This window comes from Marinobacter bohaiensis (assembly GCF_003258515.1).
GTDB classification, from domain to species: domain Bacteria; phylum Pseudomonadota; class Gammaproteobacteria; order Pseudomonadales; family Oleiphilaceae; genus Marinobacter_A; species Marinobacter_A bohaiensis.
Genome location: NZ_QGEH01000001.1, coordinates 2,111,395 through 2,135,912, shown reverse-complemented (window position 1 = coordinate 2,135,912; position 24,518 = coordinate 2,111,395). Strand labels below are relative to the sequence as shown.

The following is a 24,518-nucleotide window of genomic DNA, read 5'->3' as shown; positions in this document are numbered from 1 at the left end:
CACCGTGGAATACACCTTCGACCAAGCCGCCGCTCTGCTGGACACCGGCAGGAACACACTGGCCCGAGAGCTCCGCCGGCTGAAGATGCTGGACCAGCACAACATGCCCGCCGGCCGGTACCGGGGCCAGGGAATCTTCGTCGTGAAGACTGGCACCTACGAACACCCCACCCGGGGCAAAACGCCCTACACCAAAACCCTGATCACCGCCCGGGGACTGGAACTGATCCGGTACCGGCTGACGCCAAAAGAGGAAGCAACCATGACCAACCCATCTGAACAGCAGCCCGCCGGCCGTGTACACGACGTTGGCGAGCTCACCGTCATCAATGAAGACCACGGCCGCTGCCACCACCGCGTGGCCATGGTGGTGGTATTCGACTCGCCAGAGCAGGCCCAGGCCTGCGTGAAGGCGGGAACCCTGCGCCTGATCCCATCCACAGACCTGAACCCAGACGCCACGGAGGCCATGCGCCATGGCGGATAAAGCCGACATCGCCGGCGACTACATCGAGCAGTCCCTGGAACTGGCACTGGCCAACCAGCGAAACCAGCCGAGGGCTACCAGCAGCGACCCGTACTGCGAAGAATGCGGCGCGGAAATCCCGGCCAAACGCCGTGAAGCGCTGCCCGGTTGCCCCACGTGCGTGGACTGCCAGGAGCTGCTGGAAGTGCGAACACGGAACTACCGATAAAGACAGGCCGGAAAGGCCGAGGAGAAATAATGGAAATGCTGACGCTAACCGAAGAAGAAATGATCGAAAACCTGCACCTGGCCACGGAGGAAGTCCTGCTCCAGTGCATGGTGCTCAACCGCCGGCGCATCGTGCAGGCGCACCTGAACATCCACGGCCACACGCACAGCACCGACATCCGCATCATGCCAGCCAACACTGAATGGAGCGACGGCGTAGAGCTGCCGGATCGTCTCGCCGAGATCGATATCAGGCTCACGTTCTATGACTGGCTCAACAAGAGAGAGATGAACGATGAGTACCTGGCCCGCATGGCCAGACTGGAACAGTTCATCCGTTACCTGGACCACCTGATTGCCCTGAACAAGCCAATTGAAGTTGAGCTGAAGGAGACGGCGGCATGAGCAAGTGCAAATGTTTTTCAGAGATGCTTGAGAAGGTTAAACCGCAAATCGAGAAGGCTATTCCCGAGGGCTCAGCCGATATAGATGTCTCCTGGCAGAACCTGGCTTTTTTCCCATCTGGAGGAGATTTTGCTCCTGTTAATCCGAGAGTAGAGGTTGAGTACCGCAAGCCGAAAAAGGGCGGTGGTCACGCAAAGAACTTCACCAAGGACTCGGTCTCTATTCTGTGTAACTTTTGCCCATTCTGCGGACGGAAACTTGAAAAGAGCAACGGGGGTGAATCGTGAAGCGCTCCCATTTCATCCTGATCAAACACCCTTCAGAGACCACCACCGGGCGGATCCTGTCCGCCACGGACGCTTCCAGCGCCCTGCTGGAATGGGGTTTCTGGCCGCTGTTCGAGAAAACTCGCTGTCGCCTGATGGTGCAGCCGGGTAACTCGGTACTGATCTACACCGCGGGCCAGTGTTCTGATGCTCGCCAGGTCATCGCGAGCGCCCAGGTCGCAGAAGTTCTGCAATGGAACCGGCGGTTGTCAGCCAGCTGCCCGATCTTCCTAGAAGGGATCCCGGTCAGTGCCCTGCAGCTCACCAACATTCAGCGGTTTACCCAGCCTGTGGCTTTCACCGATCACCTGGACGACCTCAGCTTCATCCCGGCCAACCGCCAGAAATGGGGCGTGGCCATGATGGGGGGGATGCGCTCCATCAGCCAGCCGGATTACCAAACCCTGACGGCGAAGGCAGGTGCGGCATGAGCAGCGATAACGTTAAAGACCAGGAACAGAAAGCCCTGGACGAAGCCACCACGTTGGCAACCCGTCTGCTCGGCACTTCCGTTGACGACGCCAGCACCACACTCATCAACCAGGCAGAGAGCCGCCCGGCCTGTCTGCTGGTGGATGTCGCTATGGTGTTGACCATCATGAACAAGGAAGGCATCGAGAAGAAAAGCCACCGGCAGGCTATGGCCAGGGCAGCGCGTGCCGCCATCAAGAACCTGGTGGAGGTACCAAGCGATGGGTAAGAAGCGAAACCGCAGAAAGCAGCACAGCGCCATCGCCAGAGACCAGCGCCTGTTCGCCAACTCCCGGGTGTGGACCTGGGAGGGCCTGATCAGCCCGGTGGATGGCAAACAATACACCACCGCTGAGCGCTGGTCCCCGTTCGGGTGGATCACCATGGGCGAATACCTCGCCCACCAGCTGGTGAATCGCCCCCGTAACTGGTTCGTCGGAGTTCGTGCCCTGTGCCGCGCGCCGGACGGCAAGAGCTGGATGGAAAGCCGGCTTTTCGATCTGCCCAGCTACAACATCCAGCAGGTAGAAGACCTGTACCACGAGCTCCGGGCCGACGCTCTCAATGCCCAGCGCACCGACCAGGTGTATGACATGGGCTGGATCTGCCAGACCTGGCACGGGAAGAAACCCGAGGATCCGCTGGAGCTCTGGCACTACCAATACGCGCCGGCGGAAATCATCCGGCAGGTCACCGACAACGAGAAAATCATCACCCGTATGGCCGGACCCGGCTTCAGCCAGGAGCGGTACGACCGCTGGCAGCAGGTTAACCGGGAATACCTGGAAGACAGAAATCGGGTTTTGGAACAGGAGAACGCAGCGTGAAAGAAGCAATGATCGACATGATGTTTGAAAACAACATCCGGGCAGAAGCCATCATCCACATCCCCACCATGCTGGCGCAGGATGCCTGGCCGGACATTGCCCGGGAAGCATTCATGGAGGACGAGCCAGACCGGATCTGGGAAGAGATCGGCATCGAGCCGCCCTACGACCTGGACGACGAAGGCCTGATCTTCGAGCACCTGACGGACAACCGGAAATTTGGCTACCTGGTCAAGTTCGCCACGCCGGTACCGCAGGACATCACGGCTGATTCCCACCGCCTGTCCTGGGGCTACTACAGCATGAAGTGGATCTATGCCGAGAGCTACGAGCAGGCCTGCGAAAAGGCGCTGGACTGGCGCCAGGAGTTCATCGATCGGAGACGGGAGAAGGCATTGAAAGAGCAGGCCGACGGTGAAGAACAATTGAAAGAGTATGGCCCAACGTGTCCGGAATGCCGCGAAGGTCCAATGTCTCCCAAGAACCCCGCGGATCCGGACAGCGATGAATACTTCTGTGGCGAGTGTCTTTTCAATGACGCGGATGAAGACGAGGAGGCACTGTGAGCACGCAAAGACCGATTCTTCTCAACGGCGAAATGGTCCGCGCCATTCTGGAGGGCCGAAAGACTCAGACTCGCAGAATCATGAAACCGCAGCCGGTGATCGACTCCAATGGTTGGTTTCGCTGGGATGGCCACAAGCCCAACTCGAAATTCGGCGCTTACGCCTCCAACCACATCGATCTGCGGGACATCAGCATTTTTGTAGGTGTCTCTTGCCCGTATGGCAGGCCAGGAGACCGGCTGTGGGTGAGGGAGACCTGGAGCGATGTAAACCTGCAGGGCGCTCCCGGCATAGCCTATCGCGCCGACGACGATATCCGCGACCTTATGGCGGAGCCCAGTTTTCAAGACGAGGACGGGGCGTTCAACTACGACGACGAGCGAGTAAAGCCCTACACCTTTGCTGTGTGGTCGGAGGATCTGATATCCGGGGCCGAAGGCCGCTGGCACCCATCCATCCACATGCCTCGTTGGGCCAGCAGAATCACGCTCGAGATCACCGATGTTCGGGTAGAGCGTCTGCAGGATATCAGCGGTGAAGACAGCGCTGCCGAGGGTGTAACCGATCCGATCGGCTCGCCGAGAGCCTACGGCGTGGTGACGAGGCAGTTCGCCCGGGACCAATTCATGAGGCTCTGGGAATCAATCAACGGGCCGGACTCATGGCAGGTAAATCCTTGGGTATGGGTGGTCGAATTCAAGCCGGTAGATGGAGGTGACCAGTGATAGATATCAGCAAAGCTATTGATCCAGAGGAGATTCCACTCTGCCCTCTCTGCGACCAACCGATCATGAGAGGTGAACTGGTCGATATCGGAACGGCCGGTGGCGCCATTGCCTTGATACATGAGGATTGCGCCAACCAGCTGAAGGACGGCGAGTGATGAACAGGAAATATTTGGAGCGAGCCCGGAGTTTAGGCGCTTTGGATCCCGAGCCAAGAGAGCCTCCAGTGTTGCTATCGAAAACCGAGAGGCTCAGACGAGTTCTCAATGATGGCAAACCCCGATCATCTGCTGAGCTGGAGGCGCTGACCGGAATCCCCCAGAAACGAGTGATTGCGCTTTTGAGCTGGGATATCTCGAACGGACGAATCGAGCGCCTAAAAGATGAAGGACAGCCAATGCGGATACGAAAAGTCAACGAACGGTCAGCCCAGATAGAGCGTTCTATCAGGTTTCTCGAATCACTTGGCTACGAGATCACACCACCGAAAGGCAATAACTTGGAGGGTCGTTATGTCCGGTAATGAATTGAAAGGCGGACACGTGGCCAGATCCGCAGCCATGCTCTGCCAGGATCCGGAGTTCCGCCGCTACCTGGACAGAGCCCAGAGCCACAAAGGCGGCGTTTACATTCCGGATGGTACCCACTCGGAGGAAGACGCCCGGGACCTGATCCTGACGGCCTGCAAGATCGGCAGCCGGGCCGAGCTGGACCACAACGTCCAGGCGGCCACCAAGTTCCGGCAGATCAAGGCTCACTTTCAACGCTGGAAAAGCCGGCAGGGCCGGCGGGAGGTGACTACCCAGTGAGACCGGTCTCCATTCAGACCTTCATCGAGGTGGTTTATTGCGACGACAATGAGCCGCCCTCGCTGGCCACCATCCGCCGGCGCTGCCCGGAAATCCCGGGCGCGTTCCGCGATGGCCGGCGCTGGCGCATCGATCTGGATACCTACTTCGAGACCATGGAACGGCGAATCAGGGGTATGCCGGAAAGCCCCCAGGAGCTAGGATTGATTCAGGATCTGGCAGAACAGTTGCAATAACATGGCCCCACCACGCAGAAAACTTGGCCAGGAGTGGCTTGCCCGCTACCCTGGCCTTTACATTAATTCCCGCGATGGCGTCTTCCACGTGCGCCATCCGGTTACCCGCAAACAGGGCAGCCTTCAGACCAAAGACAGGCAAACCGCTATCCGCCGCTGGGCCATGCTCCAGCAGGTATGGGAGCAATCCTCGACTGAGTTCGACGTGCAACGAATGGCCGGCACAATGGCCGCGGCCCGCCCGGCCCAGTCAGCAGGCCGCACCACCCTGCGGCAGTACCTGAAGCGCTGGCGAACAGAAGTACTCGGCCACCGTGTAATCGATGGCCGCGTGGAATGGGCCGAGTGCCATGTCCTCAGTGAGCGCGGTCGCAACCGTGGCCGCCCGATCGCCGAGCCAACCCGGCGCGACTACGCCAACGATGCGCAGCAGCTGGAGGCGAGCGACCACTCCAACTTCACGCTCACCGACCCGGCCTTGCTGCGGAAGGTCCGGCGCCTGCTGTCTTCCTGGAACACCAAGCCGGTGCACTACAACGGCCTGAGAAATACGCTTTCCCGGGTGTTCAGCCATGCAGTCGAGGACGGTTTGATCGACCGAAACCCGATACCCGATGTGAAGAAGGCGACAGAGCCAAAGCGGGAAGTACTCATCCCCGACGATGCCTACGCCGAGATATCCGCCCAGCTCCTCGAGCACAAGCTGCACCGACAAACCCACGACGGCACCTGGCGGGCCAAGATCTGCGACATGATCTACATGATGAGCCAGCAGCCCATCGATGTGTTCGGCCTGCGGGAAGAACAGATTCACGATGACCAGGGCCCGATGGGCGAGATCCACTTCGCCAGACACAAAACCGGCGTGGCCATCATCCTGGAGATGAACGAAGACCTGCGCCACCTGGTGGACTGGTTCCGCACCTTCAAGCGCCAGCAGGGCATCATCTCCCCTTACCTGATGGTGTACCCCTCCTACTTCGACAAGCGCAGCCGCCACCAGCCAGTGAAGCACCGCTTCATGCAACTGTCGTGGGCACAGGCCTGCAAAGATGCCGGCTACGGTGGCCAGTACCAGCTGCGGGATCTCCGAAAGAAAGGACTGACCGACGAATTCGTTTCCCAGGGCGAGAACAACAAAGGTGGCCACCAGACCGAGGCGATGCGCCGGCACTACCGGCTTATCACGCCGCCGGAACGGAGCAGGTCGACGCTGAAATCGATCGAAGCTGCCAAGCGAAAACAGTGAAAGGATGTCGACATGATGTCGACATGATGTCGACGTCCGATCGCTCGCAGACGATCAACGCCGCAAAGTTCTGGATTTAAAAGGGAAATAATGGAGGCGCGGGTCGGAATCGAACCGGCGTACACGGAGTTGCAGTCCGCTGCATAACCACTCTGCCACCGCGCCGGGGAAAGCCTTGGAAACGGGCTTTTGCTCTCAGGAGGCATTGAGAGACTTGGATTGTGATTTCCAACCGATGGCACCGGAGGGAAATTGGAGCGGGAAACGAGATTCGAACTCGCGACCCCAACCTTGGCAAGGTTGTGCTCTACCAACTGAGCTATTCCCGCTTCTCGAGAAACCTGAAATCAGGTTTCTGATAACCCTGTGCAGCGCTGAGGCTTATCAGGGATTCAACGTCTGGGGCGCTGTGCCCGTCGCCGTTGAAGTGGCGCATATATTAATGGATCTCGGCGGGGAGTCAACCCCTTTTTTAAATTAATGTTCGCGCCTAACTGGTTGATTATTCTTTAAACAAGGCTCATTTCGAGCCTTCCTCCGGAAACATCTGCTCCCACGCGGCCTTGAGGTACAGGATCATGGACCAGAGCGTCAGGATCGCCGCGATGTAGAGCAGCAGCTTGCCGAACTGCGCACCGATGGTGCCCAGGGGGAACGCCAGCAGCATGATGATCGACACCATCTGCGCGGTCGTCTTGATCTTGCCGATATAGGACACCGCCACGCTGGCGCGCTTGCCCATCTCGGCCATCCACTCCCGCAGGGCGGAGATGACGATTTCCCGGCCGATAATGATCATCGCCGGCAGCGTCAGGCTGATGCTGTGGTGCTCTTCCACCAGCAGCGTCAGCGCAACCGCCACCATCAGCTTGTCGGCCACGGGGTCGAGAAACGCGCCAAACGGCGTGCTCTGGTTCAGTTTGCGGGCGAGGTAGCCATCGAGCCAGTCGGTCGCGCCCGCCAGGGCAAAAATCGCGGCGCTGACCATGAACCGCCAGTCGAACGGCAGGTAAAAAACAATGACGAAAACCGGAATCATGACGATCCGGGACATCGTCAGTACGTTGGGTAAGTTCATGCTGCCCTACTCGTTGTGCAATGCTGCGTAGATCGTTTCGGCCAGGTTGCGACTGACGCCTTTTACCTTGGCGATTTCGGTGATGCTGGCCTTCCTGATTTCCTGGATGCCGCCAAAATAGCGGATCAGCTCGCGGCGGCGCTTGGCGCCCACCCCTTCAATGCCCTCAAGCGTGGACTGGCGACGCTTCTTGTCGCGCCTGGCCCGGTGGCCGGTGATGGCAAACCGGTGCGATTCGTCGCGAATGTGCTGGATCAGATGCAGGGCCGGCGAATCCGCGGGCACGCGGAACACGGCGTCGGTCAGCGCGTCGATCAGCTGCTCCATGCCCGCTTTCCGGGTCACGCCCTTGGCGACACCGATCAAGGTGATATCCGCGATGCCCAGGCTGTCGAACACATCCCGCGCCACGTTGAGCTGCCCCTTGCCGCCGTCGATAAACACCAGGTCAGGGCGTTTGCCGTCGCTGGCTTTCATCTTGCTGTAGCGGCGCGTCAGCACCTGGCGCATGGCGCCGTAATCGTCCCCCGCCGTCACGTCCTCGATGTTATAGAGGCGGTAATCGCTTTTCAGCGGACCATTCTCGTCAAAAACGACACAGGATGCGACGGTATTCTCGCCGTGACTGTGGCTGATATCAAAGCATTCCATGCGCGTCGGCGTTTCCTTGAGCTCCAGCAAGTCACGCAAAGCCAGCAGCCGGCGGTACACGGTTTCCTTGCTCGCCAGATGCGTCATCAACGTCTGCTGAGCGTTGGTGGCCGCCAGATCCAGCCAGCGACGACGCTCCCCGCGCACGTTGCGGCGGATTTTCACCTCGCGGCCGGCGGCTTCGCTCAGGGCCTGGGACAGGACGTCCTGTTCGTCGATTTCCACCGGCACCAGTACTTCACGGGGGAATTCCCGCTGTGCATCGCCGCCGAAATAGAACTGGCCGAGGAAGGCGCTCAGCAATTCGCTCTCGGACTGCTCCAGCGAGAAGCGCGGGAAATAGTCCTTGGTGCCCAGCACACGGCCACCGCGCACGACGATCACCACTACGCAGACGATCCCGGCGTCCTGGGAGATCGCCAGCACGTCCGCGTCCCCGCCGCTGGCCTCGATGGACTGCTGTTCCTGCACGTGCCGCAGGTGGTTGATCTGGTCGCGGTACGCCGCTGCCTTCTCGAACGCCAGCGACTGACTCGCTTCCTCCATGGAACGCATCAGATCATCGATGATCGCCGGGTTCTTGCCCTCCAGGAACATCGCCGCGTGGCGGATGTCGTCGGCGTACTCTTCCGGCGTCACGAAGCCCACGCAGGGCGCGGTGCAGCGATTGATCTGGTACTGCAGGCAGGGGCGCGAGCGGTTGTTGAAGTAGCTGTCGCTGCAGTTACGGATGCGGAAGATCTTCTGCAGGACGTTCAGGCTTTCCCGCACCGCACCGGAGCTCGGATAGGGGCCGAACCAGGTCCCTTTGCCGCGCTTGGTACGGCCCCGCCGAAAGGTCAGTGACGGGTATCTTTCGTGGGACGACAGATAGATGTACGGGTAGGATTTGTCGTCCCGCAGCAGGATGTTGTAAGGCGGGCGCAGGGACTTGATCAGGTTCTGTTCCAGCAGAAGCGCTTCGGTCTCGCTGCCGGTTACCGTGACTTCCACCTGTTCGATGCGCGCGACCAGGGCCTCGGTCTTGGTGGACAGGCCGCTCTTGCGGAAATAGCTGCTGACGCGATTCTTGAGGTTCCGCGCCTTGCCGACGTAAAGCACCTCACCGGACGCGTCCAGCATCCGGTAGACTCCAGGGCGTTCAGTAAGGCGTTTGAGGAAGGTCTTGCTGTCGAAGCCAGCGGGCTGCTCAGACTTTGTCGGCATCGAGTAACCCGAGTCGGACCGCCATCAGGGCAAGCTCCACGTCGCTGGAAATATCCAGTTTCTCGAAGATGCGGTAACGGTAGCTGTTGACCGTTTTCGGGCTCAGGCAGAGCTTGTCGGAAATGTCCTGCACTTTCTGGCAGTCGACCACCATCATGGCGATCTGGAGTTCGCGCTCGGACAGCTTGTCGAAAATCGACAGCTTATCGTCATCGGTCGCGTCGCCGCCCAGTTGCTTGAGGGCCATCTTCTGGGCGATTTCCGGGCTGATGTAACGCTGGCCGGTGTGAGCCATGCGAATGGCGCGCACCATCTCCTTGATGTCCGCGCTCTTGGTGATGTAGGCCGACGCCCCGGCCTGCATGACACGGGTGGGATACGGATCGTCGGCGCAGGCGGTCACGACGATGACGCGAACGGAATCGTCGATACGCAGGATTCGACGGGTCGCTTCGAGGCCGCCGATGCCGGGCATGCGAATGTCCATGAGGACGATGTCCGGCACGTCGGATCGGACAAAGTCCACCGCGTCCTCACCCGACGGTGCCTGTCCGATAACCTCGATGTCGGTGTTGTCCGCGAGCATCCGCGTGATGCCTGACCGGACCAGTTCGTGGTCATCTACAACCAGGACCCTGATCAAAACCCACCCCGCACGTTTTTTAGCTGGTCTGTTTGGCTATTCTTTATATCACCGCCCCGTAGACAGCGGCGCAGCGAACACTGCACGTTCAATGATGTTCGCAACACGAGATTCGCGACCCCGAGCCATCGCCCTGCCTGGCAGGTGCAAGCTCACCGGCGTTGTCCGTCCGCCGGCGACAAAGCGAAAACCAAATCGAAATCAGTAAGAATTGTAGCGTCTTCAAGGGGCCGGGGATAGCCGTCGAATCGACTATTTCCAACCACCTGCACGTGACGGCACTCACTGGCGCGGCCCCAGTCCCGCGGTATTTTCCACCGGATTGAACCACACCACCAGCTCCCCTTTCTTGACCGCGGTCATCACCTGCTGCTTCTCGTTGAACGGTGATTCGACGTCATTGATGCCGTGATAGCGTGTGCAATACTCCTCCACCAGACCTTCGAGCTGATCTTCGGTGAGCAGGTTCGTATCCACCACGAACGGTTCTTCGCGGGGATCGGACTGCGGCTGCTGTTCGGTATCGTCTGTCATCGGGCTCCCCATTGTCGCCACTGACGCCAGAGGGGCGCGCAGCATGCGGTACAGATTCGCGGTGTGCTGTACCTTACCAGATCGAAGAGCATGGTCTATGATGCCTCACCCCTTTGTATCACAGTGTGTTTGATCGTGTTCAATCGTTCCGTCTTCCAGCTTACCCTGCCGGTGCTTTTTGGCTATGTGCCCCTGGGCATGGCCTTCGGCGTTCTGTTCGTGACCCAGCTCGACTACCCCTGGTGGGGCGCGACCCTCATGTCGGTGGCCATATACGCCGGGGCCGGGCAGATCCTGGCGATAAGCCTTTTGGCCGCCCACGCCGGATTACTCGAGGTCTTCGTCGCCCTGTTTGTGCTCAACGCCCGTCACCTGTTTTACGGCCTGTCCCTGCTGGGGCGCTTTCGCGGCGCCGGCTGGCGCAAGGCCTACCTGATCTTCGGGCTGACCGACGAAACCTATTCCCTGCTCACCAGCCGGAAGCGCCACGACAACGGCTCGGACGAGCAGCGCAAGGACGCACTCATCACCTTCTACAACCAGTGCTACTGGATCCTGGGCAGCACCCTCGGCGCCCTGCTCGGCCGCGCGGTGGAATTCGACAGCACCGGCATCGAGTTTGCTCTGGTGGCACTGTTCATCGTCCTCACCATCGAGCAATACAAGGGGCTGGGCGAGAGCCTGCCGGTGTGGATCGGCGCGGCGTCTGCCGGGCTCTGCCTGGCCGTGCTGCCGGCCGACCAGCAACTCATCGGCGCCGTGGTGGTCGCTACGCTGACGCTACTTGGGCATTACCGCCTGAATCAGCGGCGGACAGCCGCGAACGATGCGCACCGGAATGGAGGACACAGCCATGGATAGCGTGTTGAGCGCCGACAGCACGGCGTACCTGCTGGCCTTTATCGCCGTGGGCACGGCGGCCACGTTTGCCACGCGGGTGATTCCGTTCGCCTTCTTCTCCCGGCACAGCGAACACCCGTTGATCCAGCATTTGGGCCGGTACCTTCCCGCCGCGGTCATGTCGCTTCTGGTGGTGATCTTCCTGCTGCGCTCGGGCCACTGGTCGGCGCCGATGCTGGGGCTGGATGCGCTGGTGCCGAGCCTGGTCGTGGTGGCCCTGCACCTGTGGCGCCGCAACGCGTTGCTGTCGATTATTGCCGGGACCGCCTGCTACATGGTGTTCCAGCAGTCCGGCCTGTTCTGATTTCGGGGCCGCTGTCCCGGCGGCCCCGGTTATCCGCCAGCTCTCCTGCCCTCGCTAGCCGTGCTTCGCCCAGAAGCTCTCGTGCACCCTGGCGGCCTCGTCCTCAAGCAGCGGCCCAATCACATCGACCGGACGCTGTCCCGATTCGAACACCTGGCGGCACGGCAGATCGAGGGTGGGATTTTCCGGATGATTACCGGTGATCGCCTTCAGTCGCTTCTCGCTCACGCCATACACGACGCGCCCCAGTCCCGCCCAATAGGCGGCGCCGGCACACATGGCGCAGGGTTCGGCGGACACGTACATGGTGCATTGGGCCAGGAAATCCGGGCGATACGCCTTGCTGGCCCGGGTCATCAGCACGCGTTCGGCGTGGCCGGTCATGTCCTGGTCCGGCAGGTAGGCGTTCACCTGCTCCATCAGTACCTGGCCGTCGGCGTCCACCAGCAGCGCGGTGAAGGGATGGATGCCCTGCTCGGCAATCGACTCCGACAAGCGGATGGCAGATCGAAGAAATTCCAGATCGGTTTCTGTATAACTCACTTTAATAAAATCCTATAGAAATCTGTTTATAAACGTTTTAACAAGACACTACTTCTTTTTGGGAAGGCTCCAGCCAAAGAAGGCCTGCTGCACCCACTGCACGGATTTGAAAAGCAGCAGACTGACAATCGCCAGGAAGAACAGGCCGGCAAACGCCTGGGGAATCTTGAAGAAGGACGTGGAGAACTGGATGAAATAGCCCAGCCCCTCTTCCGCCGCGACAAACTCCGCCACGACGGCACCGATAATCGCCAGGGTGATGGCGACTTTCAGACCGGCAAAGATGTGAGGGATGGCGTAGGGAATGCGGATCTGCCAGGTCTCCCGGCGGATCGGCGCATCCAGCGACCGGCTCAGCTCGATCAGTTCCGCCGGCGTCTCGTTGATCCCGGTTGCGGTGGACACCACCAGCGGGAAGAACGTCAGCAGACAGGTGATCAGCACCCGCGACGGGTCGTCGGAGCCCATCAGCACGATGATCAGCGGCGCCACCGCCACCACCGGCGTGGACTGGATCACCACCAGCAGTGGGTACAGCGTCCGGGACAACAGCTCCGAGCGCATCATGGCGATGGCGATCGGAATGCTGATGGCGATTGAGATGGCGAAGCCCATCAGCGCCACCCGCAAGGTGGCCCACAGGTGGGTCATCCAGCGGCTGAAGTCCACGTCCAGAAAGGCCTGGAAGATCGCCGACGGCGCCGGCAGGACAAACGCCGGCAGTTGCGCCAGACGGCAGACCAGTTCCCAGGCCAGGATCAGGCCGACGAAGAAGAGACCGGGAGCAACCCGCATCAGCGGCTGGCGAAACCTCATGTCAGACGGCTGCTTCGGGTTCATAGATATGCTTCCTTATGCGGTCGGTCAGGTCGCTGAAACGGGGTTCCCTGATGGTGTCCGCGCTGCGCGGGCGCGGCAGGTCAACGTCGATCAGATCAAGCACGGAGCCTGGGCGTTTGCTCATGACCAGCACCCGGTCCGCCAGCAGCACCGCCTCGGAGATGGAGTGCGTGATGAACAGCACGGTTTTGGGCTGCTCGCTCCAGATCTTGAGCAGGTCGAAGCCGATCTGTTCGCGAGTCATGGCATCCAGGGCCGAGAAAGGCTCGTCCATCAGCAGGATGTCGGGATTGAGCAGTAACGCCCGCACGATCCCCACTCGCTGCTGCATGCCGCCGGACAGCTCGTCCGGCATCTTGTCGGCGAAGGCCTCGAGCCCGGCGATCGCCAGCAGTTCTTCGGCACGCTTCTCGTCGATGCGGCTGTAACTGCCGTACTTGTGCTTGAGCGGGAACAGGATGTTCTTGCGCACCGTGAGCCACGGCAGCAGCGTCGGCTTCTGGAACACGATGCCGACGTCATCACGGGGGCCGTTCACGGTTTTGCCGAACACGCTGACCTCCCCGTCGCTGGGGATCAGCAGGCCCGATACCATGCGCAGCAGCGTCGACTTGCCGCAGCCGGAGGGCCCCACCACCGCCACGAATTCGTGACGGTGGATTTCCAGGTTGATGTCACGTACCGCCATGGGTGCGTCCGGGCTGGGGTCGTAGCGATGCCCGACCCCATCCATCTTCACGAAGGCGCGTTCATGTTGCTGGGTCATGTTACTTCGGCTCCGGGGCAAAGCCGCGGTTGACGGTGGTTTCCGGGTCCAGGGAGGATTCCGCCAGATCGTTGGCCTCGGCCACATAACTCCAGGTCGCCGCGATACGTTCCGGCGCGAACACGCCCACGCCGTCCTGCTCGGTGGCGTCGTTGAAGACCAGCTTCATGGTGTCGCGGATCTGGCCGGCCGCGACCGCCGGGTCGACTTCGGCAACCATGGCGTGAAGGTCCTCGCCCGCCTGCTCCGGGTTATCCCGGGTGAAGGCGACGGATTTGGCGAACGCCTTCAGGAAACGCTTGGCCACGTCCGGTCGCTCTTCGAGGAAACGGTCGCTGGCCAGGATGGCCGAGCTGTAGAGTTCCAGGCCAGCTTCCGACCAGGGCAGCACGCGGATGGCCTTGCCGGCGTCGGTGGCCTGGCTCTGGAACAGCGCCACATTGGTGACCCAGGCGATGATGGCGTCGGTGTTGCCCGTCATCAGCATGGGGCCCAGCGCGCCGGGATCCGTCTTGGTCAACGTCACCGCATCGGGCGCCATGCCGTTTTCTTCCAGCACGATGGGCAGAAAGGCATTGGAAGACGTGAACGGCGATGTGGCGACCTTCTTGCCTTTGATATCGGTGATGGACTGGATGCCGCTGTCGTCCAGCACAAAAAAGGCGTGCGGTGCCTGCGTGAACAGCGGATAGACCGCGCTGACGGGCACGTCATCCTGGGCTTTTGCCGCCATCAGGGCGCCGATATCCGCGCTGCCGATGTCCGATTGGCCGGTCGCCATCTTGGTCACCGCGTCGGTGGACCCGCGGCCACTGGCAATGCTCACCTCCAGGTCTTCGTCGGCGAAGTAGCCTTCCTGGATACCGACGTACACGGGCGCCTTGTCACCACCCGGCAGCCAGTCCAGCTGAAACACCACTTTGTCCGCCGCGGCGGCCATCCCACTGCCGCTCAGGGCGGCGGCCAACACCAGCATTCGGGAACTCTTCATCATCATGTCCAGGCTCCAGTCAGGGTCTAGGTTGCTTTGGTCGTTGATTGCGTTGTTGCTTTGTTTGTTGATGTCGTTATGGATCGTTCGGGCGCGGCCAGACGGGCACGCCCTCGCAAGGCCTGCCGACGATCCGCCAGTCCAACCAGGACAATGCCGGATGCGATCAGCAGGAAACCGGTGAGATCGGTGAACGACGGCGATTCGCCGAGCAGGAAGAAAGAGGCGACGATGCCAACCGCGGGCACCGCCGCTGAATTGAGGGACAGGGTCACCGCCGGCAGGGAACGCATTGCGCCGACCTGCGCAGCCACGCACAGTCCCGAGGCGATGGCGCCGCTGAACAGGACATTCCAGCCGAAAGCGGCGCTCCATTGAACGTCGGACAGGTCTTCCAGGGCGAGTGCCAGCGGCGTGAGCGACAGCAGCGACAAGCCGATCTGCCAGGGAATCAGGGACACCACATCGCCGTGCCAGTGATGGCGCCGGACGTGCACCAGCCCCGCCGTCCAGACGATGGTCCCGGCGACAATCAGCCCGATGCCTTTCAGCGTTTCGGCGTCAATCAGGGCAATGGCCAGCGGATTGACGATGGTCAGCAGACCCGCCAGCCCCAGACCAACGCCAAGCGCCTTTGGCAGCGACAGGCGCTCACCCAGGAACAGCGCGGCGGCGGGCACGACCCAGATGGGCGTGGTGTACGCCAGGATCACAGCCCGCCCGGCCGGTAGGTACTGCAGCCCCAGGGTCACCAGCGTGATAAAGCCCATGTTCTGGAGCACACCCACTGACAGCACCACCGGCCAGTCACGTCGATGCGGCATGCGCAGATTCCCGGAAAGGAACGCGATCAGCAGCATCGTCGAAAAGCCCAGGGACATACGCAGCACGGTGTAAATCAACGGAGGGCTCTGGGCCAGCCCGAGCTTAAGCACCGGAAAGTTGCAGCCCCACCCCAGCGCCGCAAAAGCCAGCAAGGCATAGCCGATCCCCCAACGGTAGACGGCATGCCCCTGCTGCTTATTCGCCGAATGGCGTGATCCTGGCATAGCTCTCATCCAATACGGTTACGACGCTGGTTCGCTGGCCTCTGCAACGGGCACCGGTCTTTACTCACTTGCCCGTTTGGCCAACTTTACGTCGCTATTTGAGGCCTGGTATTTCGAAGCCATAGGCAGGCTTAAAAATAACCTGACCAGCTATTCAGCATTTTTCGAATGCAATCGAGGTGCCAGTTCCAATGGACCGCACCACCGCCTTTTCCGCACTGGTAGATGACCAAAACGCACCGAAATGAGACATTCTGAAAGTCGATTGCACCCTATGGGTTCCAGGTGCACTGATCGCCTCACCGGCCGGTTTGCAAGAATCGAGTGTTCGCCAAGTTGTCCATTCGGTCAGGAATGGCACGCTTCATGTATGGCTTTCCTGACTATTTGTTCAGGAAATTACCGGAGGCGTTATGAACGTTAGTCCCGAAAACACAGGCGGCCCGGCCAGTGCTGTACCGATCATTGATCTGTCGCCGGAACAGGCAAGCCACCTAGCGACTTCCCTACGCGAGGCCTGCCTGGAGACCGGCTTCTTCTATGTGTCCAACCACGGCATAAACCCGGCGCTGATCGAGCGGGTCTTCGCCGCCTCCCGGGCTTTCTTCGATCAGCCGCTCGATATCAAGAATCAGGTGGACAAGGCCCAATCGCCGGCAAACCGTGGTTACGAGCCACTGCGTGGGCAAACTCTGGAACCCGGCACTCCGCCGGACCTGAAGGAGGGCTTTTATATCGGTGAGGACGTGCCTGCCGATGACCCGCGCGCCCTGAACGGCGAATTCAACATCGGGCCGAACCTGTGGCCGGAGGATGTGCCGGACTTCCGTGCGGCCATGACCGAATACTTCGAGGCCCTGACCGTACTGAGCGAGCGCATCATGCGCGGGCTGGCCCTGTCGCTGGAGCTGCCGGAGACCTATTTCGACGATTTCTGCCGGGAACCGCTGGCCACGCTGCGCCTGTTGCACTATCCGCAGCAACCGGAGAAGCCGGAGCCGGGCGAAAAAGGCTGCGGCGCGCACACCGACTTCGGCGGCATTACGATCCTGCTGCTTGATGACAACCCCGGCCTGCAGGTCTGGGACATCCGCAACGAGCGCTGGCTGCCGGTGGACCCGATCCCCGGAACCTTCGTCGTCAACCTGGGCGATATGGTGGCGCGCTGGACCAATGACCGTTACCGCTCGACACTGCATCGCGTCGTCAATACGTCCGGCCGCGAGCGCTACTCGGTGCCTTTCTTCTACAGCGGTCGATTGGGGCACGAAGTGCGTTGCCTGGAAAATTGCCTCGACCAGGGCGAATCGCCCAAATACCCGCCCACCACCGTGGCCAATCACATGCGCGAGATGTACCGGAGAACCTATGCCTGAGATGCCCTCAAAACCGACGATGGTGCTGATTCATGGTGCCTGGGCCGGCAGTTGGGGCTGGAGCCGGGTCGAGCCCTTGCTGAACGCCGCCGGCTACCCCACCCTCGCCGTCGATTTGCCGGGCAATGGCCAGACACCGGGTCCGGCCACCCTGGAGAACTTCGTCGATGTCGTGAGCACGGCGATTGGGTCGGCCAAGGTGGTGCTGGTCGGTCACTCCGGCGGCGGTGTCGTCGCCACCCAGGTGGCGGAAGCCCTAGTCGATCAGGTGTATGGCGTGGTCTTTATCACCGGGATGATGCTGCCCAGCGGCACCGGTTTTGCTGATCTGGTCAAGCCGGTCCAGCAACGCCTTCCCCACGCCGCCGGCATCGGCCCTCACCTCGACTGGTCCGAAGAGGGAACCGTCAGCGCGGTCCCGGAAGCGGCAGCCCTGGACATTTTTCTGCAGGATTTACCGGTTGAAGACGCCTCAACGCTGGCAGCGCGACTGACGCCCCAGCCGGAGTCCGGCCGCGCCATGGTGCCGACCTGGAGCGCCGATCGCTTCGGCCGTCTGCCGCGACTCTACATCGAGGCGGCGCAGGACCGTTCGGTGATACTCGAAGTGCAGCGGGAGATGCAGGCACGCGTACCCGGGGCACGACGAGTCACACTGGACACCGGGCACTTCCCCCAGGCTTCCGCACCGGAGGCGGTGGCTAACGCCATTCTGGAGTTCGTCGTGGCACTGCCCGAGCCCACGTAGCGGCGCCTCGGTTCCTGGGGCGCCCTGATATCCGTCGGGTTCTAACCGGTGGCGCCCTGTTCCTTTCCGCCCCATCCAATCCTTTCAGTATCGCAATCCAGTGACCGGGCCCCGTATGGCGCGGGCTCAAGGGCATTTCGCGGCGACTATCGCAGGCCGCGCTCTATCCAAGGCTCCAACTGCGCTCTACTATTAGACCCCTTAAAGACCAGCGGCAGCTAACCAACGGACGAAAAACGCGGCATGAAAGAAAAGAGCGACAACTTGCGCATTCGGGCGGTAGCCCGCGACCGGAGCAATCCCGCCCAGGAGGTGGTGGTCTACCATTGGGGCCGAATCCTGGTCTTCCTGGTGATTGCCGCCGTGGTCCTGGTGGGACTGGGGCTCTACCTCTGGTCCTGGCTCGGCAGTGGCGGGGATGATCCCATCCAGGAGCGCCTGGTGGCCGCCGGGCAGGTGCAGGAACGGGAGCAGCCGGATAGCCAGAGCGCCTCCGAAGCGTCGCCGCCTGAGTCCGACGGCCCCAAGTTCTACTTTAAGCCGGAGCCGGTCGAGATGCCCGCAGAGGTCCCGGCGGAGGCAACACCTGACGTTCGCGACGTGGATCCTGTAAGCGAAAGCGCCAGGTCGCCCGAGCAAAGCTCAGCCCCGGATGTTGCTGCGGCCAGCGGCTCCGATAGCGTCAGCACCAACGACGACGGTACCGAAGCCCAGCCGGACATTGGCGAGACGTTACCGCCGAAGAACGTGATCGACGATCCGGCCGCGACGGCGCCATCCGATGACGCACCTGCTGCCCCGGAGCCGCAGGCCACGCCCGAGTCAACGGCCGCGGCCGATTCGGAGTCCGTGGATGATACGGATACGGCGTCAGTGGCTGCCGACGGCAACAGCTACGTGGAGATCGCCTCCGATCACTTGGCACGGGCCCAGCTCACATCGGCGCTTGACGGTCGCGAACCCACCGATGTGATGCCCATGACGGTCCGGATGGGCTCGGAGGACCTGATTCGGGTCTACTACTTCAACGAGTGGCGGGGCCTGAAAGGCAGGACGGTGTATCACGACTGGTACCGCGGCGACGAGCGCATGGCGCGGGTGGAGATCGATGCGTTCCTGGACAGCATGCGCGCCTCCAGCAGCAAACGCATCAATCGCCAGATGCTGGGCGACTGGCACGTGGAAACGGTGACCGACAGCGGCGAGGTGCTGGGTATCGGCTACTTCCGGGTCACCGAATAGGCTCCGGTCAGCCGGGACGACGCACCAGCAGATAGATGTCCATGATCCAGCCGTGCTGCTCGCGTAACGCGGCACGGCGGGTCAGGATAGCGTCGCTGACGTCGGCCAGGGGCCCGTCGATCAGGCACTGCTTGTCCATCCCCAGGTAGGCGCCCCACCAGATGTGCAGGTCCTCTCCTGGAAGCAGGGACTCGAACGCCCCGCCGCTGTCCAGCATCACGGCTACCGACGCTGCATCCGTCGGCCAGCCCCGTTCCCGCAGACGTCGGCCAGTCGTAATCTGCACCGGCTCCGCCAGGGTGTTGAGCGGGATGCGGTGTTCGGCGGTCAGCACCTGCAGACTGGTAATCCCCGGCACCACCTCCACGTCCACCGTTCCATGCCCTGATTGCAGGCGATCGGCGATGCGCAGGCTGCTGTCGTAAAGGGACGGATCGCCCCAGATCAGCATCCCCACCCGACCGCCGTCCGGCAGGTGCTGTTCGATGAGACGGCCCCAGACAGCCGCGATGGCCGCATGCCAGTCGTCGACGGCGCTCAGGTAATCGCGCTCGCCGTCACGCCTGGGCAGGTCGAACTCGACGATGCGCGTCTCTGAAGAAGCTTCCAGCAACTGATCGCACAGCAGGCGCCGCAGATCCACCAGATCCGACTTGGCTTCCCCTTTGCGCGGCAGGAGGATCAGGTCGGCCCGATTCAGGGCTTTTACCGCCGCCAGTGTGACGTGATCCGGGTTGCCGGTGCCGATGCCGATCAGGGACAGCTGGATCATGCGGAGCCCTCTGGCGGGTTGGCGCCGCCCGCACCAGTGCCGGCAAACGGCGAGTCCGAAGATTGCGGACGGAAGCGACGGTCATAGCCGGCGGAATACAGGGCGCTCTCCACAAAATCGTCCGCGGCCAGGGCCGGTCCGACCAGAATCAGCGCGGTGCGGTTCATACCGGCATCCCAAGCCCCGGCCACTTCGCAGAGCGTGGAACGCACCACCTGCTCGTCCGGCCAGCTCGCGCGCCAGACAATCGCCACAGGACACTGGACACCGTAATGCGGAGCGAGGTCGGCCACCACCTGCTCCAGATTATGGATGGACAGGTGAATCGCCAGGGTGGCGCCGGTACGGGCGAAGTTGGCCAGGGTCTCGCCCATCGGCATGGCGCTGGCTCGGCCTGGTGTACGGGTCAGCACCACGGACTGGGCCACGCCGGGCAGCGTCAGCTCCTGGCCCAGCGTGGCCGCCGCCGCGGCAAAGGACGGCACACCCGGCGTCACGACGTAGGGAATGTCGAGTGCCCGCAGGCGACGCAACTGTTCGCCCAGGGCGGACCAGACCGACAGGTCGCCGGAGTGCAGTCGTGCCACATCCTGCCCCGCGTCGTGGGCGCAGCGAATCTCGTCGATGATCTCGTCCAGCGACAGGGGCGCGGTATTGATGATCCGGGCGTCCGCCGGGCAATGCGCCAGGATGTCTTCGGGCACCAGCGACCCGGCGTAGAGGCACACCGGGCAGGCGGCGATCAGGTCGCGGCCGCGCAGGGTTAGCAGATCCGGCGCGCCGGGGCCGGCGCCAATAAAATGTACGGTCATGGAGTGTCTCCTTGGGCCACCGCGCAGGTGGCTTGCCGGTCCTCCGAGATCACCCGGGGACCCAGTAATTTGGCGTTCTGCCCGGCGGCCAGCAGGGCGACCGCTTCGGCGACACTGCCGGTGCCACGTGTTTCCAGGCTGCGGGGCGATTGGGTCAGGGTAGTCGCATCCGCCAGCATCGCATCCGGCACGGCGATCACCCGCAGCCCTTCGGACTCGGCCAGCCCCTGCACCGCCGCCAACATGGACTCTGCCGCGGCCAGACAGTCAACCGGGCCATGCCGTTGACGAACTTGCGCCAGGGCCTCGGCCAGTGACTCCATCGGGGCAGCGCGACGAAAACCGAAGCCCGCCACGTTCATCGAACGGTGCGCCACTGGACGATGGGGTAACTGGCTTTCCAGCCCCGTCGGCCGCCGATGGGCGCGGCGGCGGCCAATCCCAGCCGCAGCAGCTCGCCGCCCTGCTCTTGCTGCCACTGAGCCAGCAGGGCTTCGGATTCCAGGGTCACCGCGTTGGCGACCACACGCACACCGGTCGGCAACACCCGCCACAGGGTATCGAGCAGCTCTTGGGACAGACCACCGCCAATAAACACGGCGTCCGGCGCGGGACGGTCCACCAGTACTTCGGGCGCGGCGCCTTGCGCAACGTCGAGCCAGTCGACGCCCAGGTTCCGGGCGTTAAGCCGGGCCCGCTCCGCCCGTTCCGGCGACCGCTCGAAGCCCACCGCCTGGTTGGCGGGATGCGCCAGCAGCCATTCGATGGCGATGGAGCCGGAGCCGGTGCCGATGTCCCAGAGCCGCTCACCGGCCCGGGGCGCCAGTGCCGACAGGGTCACCGCGCGCACCGCCTGTTTGGTGATCTGGCCATCGTGCTCGAAGAAGTCGTCCGCCAGGCCCGGCACCAGCGGCAATGCGGGCCCCTCGCCCGCCACATCCACGCCCACCGCAACCGGGTGGCGGATGTCGTCGGGTAGACTCCCGGCACCGGCCAGCGTGCGATGGCGTTCCTGATCACCCCCCAGGGCTTCCAGGACAGCCAGCGTCGACCCGGCGAAGCCGTACCGTTCCAAAAGTCTCGCCAGTTCCGCCACCGCCTCGCCATCACGCAGCAGGACGATCAGCCGACGACCGGGCTGCAGATACGGGCGAATGCGCGTCAGCGGCCTCGCGTGCAGCCCCAGGCACTGGCAGGTTTCCAGCGCCCAGCCCAGACGCGACGCCGCCAGACTGAACGTCGACGGGGCCGGCTCGGCGCGCCATTCCGCCGGGTCCAGGTGCTTCGACAGCGTGGTGCCGGCGCCAAACCAGAACGGATCGCCCGACACCAGCATGACGACTCGCCCGCCCCGCTCGGCCAGCAGTTGCGGAATCCCGTCGGCAAACGGGACCGGCCACTCCCGCACGCTCGCTTTCAATTCGGGCAGTAGCCGCAGGTGGCGCTTGGCGCCGAACACGACGTCGGCGTCTTCCAGCGCGTTGCGACTTGCCGCTGAGAGTCCGCTTGTGCCACTCTCGCCCCAGCCCACGACTGTCAGCCACGGAGCGTTCACGTCAGCCATCATGAAAGTCCTGATTCTGGGAGGCACCACCGAAGCCAGCGCCCTGGCGAGTGCCCTTGCCGAGCGTTCCATTCCTGCTGAATTCAGCTACGCCGGCCGGGTGGCCGCGCCCCGCGAACAGCCGATCCCCACCCGCGTGGGCGGCATCGGCGGTGCCGCCGGCCTGGCGCGCTACCTGCGCGCGGGTGGCTTTTCTCACCTGGTGGACGCAACCCATCCTTTCGCCCGGCAGATGAGCCTCAACGCCGTTGCGGCAGCTCGCGACAGTGGAGTCCATCTGATCGCCCTCACACGTCCGCCCTGGACGCCGGAGCCCGGTGACAACTGGGCGCACGCGGCCGATATCCCGGCGGCCGTCGAGGCCCTGGCCGGGCCGGCGCAACGCGTCATGCTGGCGATTGGCCGTATGCACCTCGACGCTTTCCTCGGTCAGCCCCAGCACCATTACCTGCTGCGACTGGTGGACCAGCCGGACGCGCAACCGCCGCTGCCCCGTCACACAGTCACCGTGGACCGCGGACCGTTCACCGTCGCAAATGACCGGGTGCTGCTGCGTGATCACCGTATCGAGCGCGTTGTGTGCAAGAACGCCGGTGGCAGCGGCGCGGCTTCCAAGATCGTCGCTGCCCGCGAGCTCGGTATCCCGGTGCTGATGATCGACCGCCCAGAGCTGCCGGCCCGCCGCGAAGCCCACCGTATCGACGCCGTGCTGGACTGGCTGGCTCACGACACCGACCTCGGCGTGTAGACCAGCGCCGCGCCGTCGCGCTCGATCCGCCGGGTCTGACTGGACCCCACGATCACCAACGTGCGCATGTCCGCCATCTCCGGCGTGGCCTCGGCGAGCGTGGTCACCCGGATGTGCTCGTCCGGCGTCGAGACGGCCCGGGCGAACACGATCAGTCGCTCCGGCTCGCAGCTCTGGCGCAGAATCTCCAGCGTCCGCACGAAGCCTTCCGGGCGCGATTTCGATCGCGGGTTATAGAACGCCATGGCGAAATCCGCTTCGGCGGCCAGGCGCAGCCGCTTTTCGATCAGTGACCAGGGCTTGAGGTTGTCCGACAGGTTGATGCAGCAAAAATCGTGGCCCAGGGGCGCACCGGCGCGGGCACTGGCGGCCAGCATGGCGGAAACCCCCGGCAGCACCCGGATATCCAGGTCGCGCCAGGCGGCATCGCCCTGCTCCACCGCCTCGAAAAGGGCCGCGGCCATGGCAAAGACGCCGGGGTCGCCGGACGACACCACCACCACGCGGTGACCGTCGGTGGCCATCTGCAGGGCGTGTTCGGCGCGGCGGATTTCCTCACGATTGTCGGAACCGTGACGCACCAGCCCCGGGCGCGACGCGACACGCTCCACGTACGGCACGTACCCGACCACATCCGTGGCCTCGGCAAGCGCGGCCGACACTTCCGGCGTCACCAACGCCTCGGCGCCTGGCCCCAGCCCGGCGATGACCAGCGAACCGCTCATGGCCGTCTCCCGTTGCCGTGAATCACCAGGATGGAGAAATACGGCGCGCTGTCGCCCGCCTCCGCGAACGGGATCACCCGTTCCTTCGACATGGCCGCGTACTCAATCAGCCAGGCGTCCGCCTCGCGGCCCGCCTGGGCCAGCGCCCGCCGGACCTTGGCCAGGTTGCGACCGATCTTCATCACCACCAGCGCGTCGGTCCGGGCGATGCGCTCGGCCAGGGTGTCCTCCGGCAGCGTTCCCATGGCGACGGTCAAAACGTCATCGCCCCAGGTGATCGGCTGCCCGGTGGCGGTCCAGGCGGCGGACATGCCGGTGATTCCGGGCACCACCGATACCGGTACGACGTCCCGCAAACGGGTGTAGAGGTGCATGAACGAGCCGTAGAAAAACGGGTCGCCCTCGCACAGGACCACCACGTCGTGTCCGGCCCGGGCAATTTCGATCAACTGGGCGACGCTGCCCTCGTAGAAGTTCGACAACAGCTCGTTGTAGCGTGGGTCGTCGAACGGAATCTCGGTGGTGACCGGGTATTCCATCGGCAGCTCGACGGCGTCGGCGCTCAGCATGCCCTCGACGATGCTGCGCGCGTGGCCGGTGCGGCCCTTCTTGCGGAAATACGCCACATGGGAGGCCTGCCGGATCAGGCGATCCGACCGCACGCTCATCAGGTCCTGGGCACCCGGGCCCAATCCTACGCCGTAGATGGTTCCCATGG

33 protein-coding genes, 2 tRNA genes and 1 pseudogene are annotated in these 24,518 nt (G+C 62.8%); 18 read left to right on the top strand and 18 right to left on the bottom strand.

The window, feature by feature from the left end; all coding sequences use genetic code 11:
- Nucleotides 1-4 precede the first annotated feature (4 nt).
- Genes DKK67_RS09560 through DKK67_RS09520 form a run of 9 tightly spaced genes read left to right on the top strand, consistent with a single transcriptional unit; the run spans nucleotide 5 to nucleotide 4,014 of the window.
- A complete protein-coding gene (locus DKK67_RS09560; protein WP_162628800.1) occupies nucleotides 5-487 on the top strand; it encodes a phage antirepressor KilAC domain-containing protein in 483 nt (160 codons plus the stop codon).
- Nucleotides 477-695 (top strand): TraR/DksA family transcriptional regulator, encoded by a 219-nt coding sequence (locus DKK67_RS09555; RefSeq protein ID WP_111496126.1) that lies wholly within the window; start codon nucleotides 477-479, stop codon nucleotides 693-695. The genes DKK67_RS09560 and DKK67_RS09555 overlap by 11 nt, the downstream gene beginning before the upstream one ends.
- A gap of 35 nt (nucleotides 696-730) precedes the next feature.
- Nucleotides 731-1,099: a hypothetical protein gene (locus DKK67_RS09550; RefSeq protein ID WP_162628799.1), complete on the top strand. Its 369-nt coding sequence runs from the start codon at nucleotides 731-733 to the stop codon at nucleotides 1,097-1,099.
- A complete protein-coding gene (locus tag DKK67_RS09545; protein WP_111496124.1) occupies nucleotides 1,096-1,386 on the top strand; it encodes a hypothetical protein in 291 nt (96 codons plus the stop codon). Before DKK67_RS09550 ends, DKK67_RS09545 begins: the two co-directional genes overlap by 4 nt.
- Complete coding sequence (locus tag DKK67_RS09540; protein ID WP_111496123.1) at nucleotides 1,383-1,856, top strand: EVE domain-containing protein; 474 nt, start codon at nucleotides 1,383-1,385, stop codon at nucleotides 1,854-1,856. The genes DKK67_RS09545 and DKK67_RS09540 overlap by 4 nt, the downstream gene beginning before the upstream one ends.
- Nucleotides 1,853-2,125: a hypothetical protein gene (locus DKK67_RS09535; protein ID WP_111496122.1), complete on the top strand. Its 273-nt coding sequence runs from the start codon at nucleotides 1,853-1,855 to the stop codon at nucleotides 2,123-2,125. Before DKK67_RS09540 ends, DKK67_RS09535 begins: the two co-directional genes overlap by 4 nt.
- Nucleotides 2,118-2,723 (top strand): hypothetical protein, encoded by a 606-nt coding sequence (locus DKK67_RS09530; protein WP_111496121.1) that lies wholly within the window; start codon nucleotides 2,118-2,120, stop codon nucleotides 2,721-2,723. Before DKK67_RS09535 ends, DKK67_RS09530 begins: the two co-directional genes overlap by 8 nt.
- Complete coding sequence (locus DKK67_RS09525) at nucleotides 2,720-3,289, top strand: hypothetical protein (protein ID WP_162628798.1); 570 nt, start codon at nucleotides 2,720-2,722, stop codon at nucleotides 3,287-3,289. Before DKK67_RS09530 ends, DKK67_RS09525 begins: the two co-directional genes overlap by 4 nt.
- A complete protein-coding gene (locus DKK67_RS09520; protein ID WP_228160560.1) occupies nucleotides 3,286-4,014 on the top strand; it encodes a hypothetical protein in 729 nt (242 codons plus the stop codon). Before DKK67_RS09525 ends, DKK67_RS09520 begins: the two co-directional genes overlap by 4 nt.
- A gap of 106 nt (nucleotides 4,015-4,120) precedes the next feature.
- On the opposite strand, the pseudogene DKK67_RS22020 reads toward DKK67_RS09520, so the two are convergent.
- Nucleotides 4,121-4,186: pseudogene (locus DKK67_RS22020) on the bottom strand (hypothetical protein); the annotation flags it as partial.
- A gap of 370 nt (nucleotides 4,187-4,556) precedes the next feature.
- On the opposite strand from DKK67_RS22020, the gene DKK67_RS09515 reads away from it, so the two are divergent.
- Genes DKK67_RS09515 through DKK67_RS09505 form a run of 3 tightly spaced genes read left to right on the top strand, consistent with a single transcriptional unit; the run spans nucleotide 4,557 to nucleotide 6,308 of the window.
- Nucleotides 4,557-4,823 carry a hypothetical protein gene (locus DKK67_RS09515; protein WP_162628797.1) on the top strand — a complete coding sequence of 89 codons (267 nt, stop codon included), beginning with the start codon at nucleotides 4,557-4,559 and terminating at the stop codon, nucleotides 4,821-4,823.
- Nucleotides 4,820-5,059 carry a hypothetical protein gene (locus DKK67_RS09510; protein WP_111496118.1) on the top strand — a complete coding sequence of 80 codons (240 nt, stop codon included), beginning with the start codon at nucleotides 4,820-4,822 and terminating at the stop codon, nucleotides 5,057-5,059. Before DKK67_RS09515 ends, DKK67_RS09510 begins: the two co-directional genes overlap by 4 nt.
- A 1-nt stretch (nucleotide 5,060) precedes the next feature.
- A complete protein-coding gene (locus tag DKK67_RS09505; protein WP_228160559.1) occupies nucleotides 5,061-6,308 on the top strand; it encodes a site-specific integrase in 1,248 nt (415 codons plus the stop codon).
- A gap of 91 nt (nucleotides 6,309-6,399) precedes the next feature.
- Here the strand turns inward: DKK67_RS09505 and DKK67_RS09500 are convergent.
- The 6 genes from DKK67_RS09500 to DKK67_RS09475 form a co-directional block, all read right to left on the bottom strand.
- A tRNA-Cys gene (locus tag DKK67_RS09500) sits at nucleotides 6,400-6,473 on the bottom strand.
- Between the two features lie 88 nt (nucleotides 6,474-6,561).
- Nucleotides 6,562-6,637, bottom strand: a tRNA-Gly gene (locus tag DKK67_RS09495).
- A 191-nt stretch (nucleotides 6,638-6,828) separates the two neighbouring features.
- The gene (gene pgsA, locus DKK67_RS09490; RefSeq protein WP_111496117.1) at nucleotides 6,829-7,386 is read right to left on the bottom strand and encodes a CDP-diacylglycerol--glycerol-3-phosphate 3-phosphatidyltransferase; all 558 of its coding nucleotides are present in this window, start codon (nucleotides 7,384-7,386) and stop codon (nucleotides 6,829-6,831) included.
- Nucleotides 7,387-7,392: 6 nt separating this feature from the next.
- Entirely contained in the window at nucleotides 7,393-9,243 is a 1,851-nt protein-coding gene (uvrC, locus tag DKK67_RS09485; protein WP_111496116.1) for an excinuclease ABC subunit UvrC, read from the bottom strand.
- Entirely contained in the window at nucleotides 9,227-9,886 is a 660-nt protein-coding gene (uvrY, locus tag DKK67_RS09480; protein ID WP_111496115.1) for a UvrY/SirA/GacA family response regulator transcription factor, read from the bottom strand. Before uvrY ends, uvrC begins: the two co-directional genes overlap by 17 nt.
- A gap of 282 nt (nucleotides 9,887-10,168) precedes the next feature.
- Entirely contained in the window at nucleotides 10,169-10,420 is a 252-nt protein-coding gene (locus tag DKK67_RS09475) for a YheU family protein (protein ID WP_111496114.1), read from the bottom strand.
- Nucleotides 10,421-10,510: 90 nt separating this feature from the next.
- On the opposite strand from DKK67_RS09475, the gene DKK67_RS09470 reads away from it, so the two are divergent.
- Both DKK67_RS09470 and DKK67_RS09465 read left to right on the top strand, forming a co-directional pair.
- Entirely contained in the window at nucleotides 10,511-11,281 is a 771-nt protein-coding gene (locus tag DKK67_RS09470) for an AzlC family ABC transporter permease (RefSeq protein ID WP_111496113.1), read from the top strand.
- A complete protein-coding gene (locus DKK67_RS09465; RefSeq protein WP_111496112.1) occupies nucleotides 11,274-11,624 on the top strand; it encodes a branched-chain amino acid transporter permease in 351 nt (116 codons plus the stop codon). Before DKK67_RS09470 ends, DKK67_RS09465 begins: the two co-directional genes overlap by 8 nt.
- Nucleotides 11,625-11,678: 54 nt before the next feature.
- On the opposite strand, the gene DKK67_RS09460 is transcribed toward DKK67_RS09465, so the two are convergent.
- The 5 genes from DKK67_RS09460 to DKK67_RS09440 form a co-directional block, all read right to left on the bottom strand.
- A complete protein-coding gene (locus DKK67_RS09460; RefSeq protein ID WP_228160621.1) occupies nucleotides 11,679-12,146 on the bottom strand; it encodes a nucleoside deaminase in 468 nt (155 codons plus the stop codon).
- Nucleotides 12,147-12,215: 69 nt separating this feature from the next.
- Nucleotides 12,216-13,007, bottom strand: a complete 792-nt coding sequence (locus DKK67_RS09455; RefSeq protein WP_111496110.1) for an ABC transporter permease — start codon at nucleotides 13,005-13,007, stop codon at nucleotides 12,216-12,218.
- Nucleotides 12,985-13,740: an ABC transporter ATP-binding protein gene (locus DKK67_RS09450; protein WP_407657835.1), complete on the bottom strand. Its 756-nt coding sequence runs from the start codon at nucleotides 13,738-13,740 to the stop codon at nucleotides 12,985-12,987. The genes DKK67_RS09455 and DKK67_RS09450 overlap by 23 nt, the downstream gene beginning before the upstream one ends.
- Before the next feature lie 34 nt (nucleotides 13,741-13,774).
- On the bottom strand, nucleotides 13,775-14,764 hold the full coding sequence (locus tag DKK67_RS09445; RefSeq protein WP_111496835.1) for an ABC transporter substrate-binding protein: 990 nt from the start codon (nucleotides 14,762-14,764) through the stop codon (nucleotides 13,775-13,777).
- Nucleotides 14,765-14,790: 26 nt separating this feature from the next.
- On the bottom strand, nucleotides 14,791-15,813 hold the full coding sequence (locus tag DKK67_RS09440; RefSeq protein ID WP_162628796.1) for a DMT family transporter: 1,023 nt from the start codon (nucleotides 15,811-15,813) through the stop codon (nucleotides 14,791-14,793).
- 413 nt (nucleotides 15,814-16,226) lie between these two features.
- Between DKK67_RS09440 and DKK67_RS09435 the strand changes: the two genes are divergently transcribed.
- The 3 genes from DKK67_RS09435 to DKK67_RS09425 all read left to right on the top strand — a co-directional run bounded on the left by DKK67_RS09435 (nucleotide 16,227) and on the right by DKK67_RS09425 (nucleotide 19,179).
- Nucleotides 16,227-17,189 carry an isopenicillin N synthase family dioxygenase gene (locus tag DKK67_RS09435; protein ID WP_111496107.1) on the top strand — a complete coding sequence of 321 codons (963 nt, stop codon included), beginning with the start codon at nucleotides 16,227-16,229 and terminating at the stop codon, nucleotides 17,187-17,189.
- Nucleotides 17,182-17,937 (top strand): alpha/beta fold hydrolase, encoded by a 756-nt coding sequence (locus tag DKK67_RS09430; protein ID WP_228160557.1) that lies wholly within the window; start codon nucleotides 17,182-17,184, stop codon nucleotides 17,935-17,937. Before DKK67_RS09435 ends, DKK67_RS09430 begins: the two co-directional genes overlap by 8 nt.
- Nucleotides 17,938-18,180: 243 nt before the next feature.
- Nucleotides 18,181-19,179 (top strand): DUF2914 domain-containing protein, encoded by a 999-nt coding sequence (locus DKK67_RS09425; protein ID WP_111496105.1) that lies wholly within the window; start codon nucleotides 18,181-18,183, stop codon nucleotides 19,177-19,179.
- Nucleotides 19,180-19,186: 7 nt separating this feature from the next.
- Here the strand turns inward: DKK67_RS09425 and cobF are convergent, their stop codons facing one another.
- From cobF to cbiE, 4 genes are read right to left on the bottom strand one after another with little or no spacing between them, the layout of a single operon-like run.
- Nucleotides 19,187-19,951, bottom strand: coding sequence for a precorrin-6A synthase (deacetylating) (cobF, locus tag DKK67_RS09420; RefSeq protein ID WP_111496104.1), 765 nt, complete (start codon nucleotides 19,949-19,951; stop codon nucleotides 19,187-19,189).
- Complete coding sequence (cobM, locus tag DKK67_RS09415) at nucleotides 19,948-20,763, bottom strand: precorrin-4 C(11)-methyltransferase (protein ID WP_111496103.1); 816 nt, start codon at nucleotides 20,761-20,763, stop codon at nucleotides 19,948-19,950. Before cobM ends, cobF begins: the two co-directional genes overlap by 4 nt.
- A complete protein-coding gene (locus DKK67_RS09410) occupies nucleotides 20,760-21,125 on the bottom strand; it encodes a cobalamin biosynthesis protein (RefSeq protein ID WP_111496102.1) in 366 nt (121 codons plus the stop codon). The genes cobM and DKK67_RS09410 overlap by 4 nt, the downstream gene beginning before the upstream one ends.
- On the bottom strand, nucleotides 21,122-22,327 hold the full coding sequence (gene cbiE / locus DKK67_RS09405; protein WP_111496101.1) for a precorrin-6y C5,15-methyltransferase (decarboxylating) subunit CbiE: 1,206 nt from the start codon (nucleotides 22,325-22,327) through the stop codon (nucleotides 21,122-21,124). The genes DKK67_RS09410 and cbiE overlap by 4 nt, the downstream gene beginning before the upstream one ends.
- 1 nt (nucleotide 22,328) lies before the next feature.
- Here cbiE and DKK67_RS09400 point away from each other — a divergent pair, with 1 nt between their 5' ends.
- Complete coding sequence (locus DKK67_RS09400; protein WP_204355757.1) at nucleotides 22,329-23,075, top strand: cobalt-precorrin-6A reductase; 747 nt, start codon at nucleotides 22,329-22,331, stop codon at nucleotides 23,073-23,075.
- Here DKK67_RS09400 and cobJ read toward each other — a convergent pair.
- Together cobJ and cobI are read right to left on the bottom strand one after the other, a co-directional pair.
- The gene (gene cobJ / locus DKK67_RS09395; protein ID WP_111496100.1) at nucleotides 23,051-23,800 is read right to left on the bottom strand and encodes a precorrin-3B C(17)-methyltransferase; all 750 of its coding nucleotides are present in this window, start codon (nucleotides 23,798-23,800) and stop codon (nucleotides 23,051-23,053) included. The genes DKK67_RS09400 and cobJ overlap by 25 nt on opposite strands.
- Nucleotides 23,797-24,516 carry a precorrin-2 C(20)-methyltransferase gene (gene cobI / locus DKK67_RS09390; RefSeq protein WP_228160556.1) on the bottom strand — a complete coding sequence of 240 codons (720 nt, stop codon included), beginning with the start codon at nucleotides 24,514-24,516 and terminating at the stop codon, nucleotides 23,797-23,799. The genes cobJ and cobI overlap by 4 nt, the downstream gene beginning before the upstream one ends.
- Between the last annotated feature and the right edge of the window lie 2 nt (nucleotides 24,517-24,518).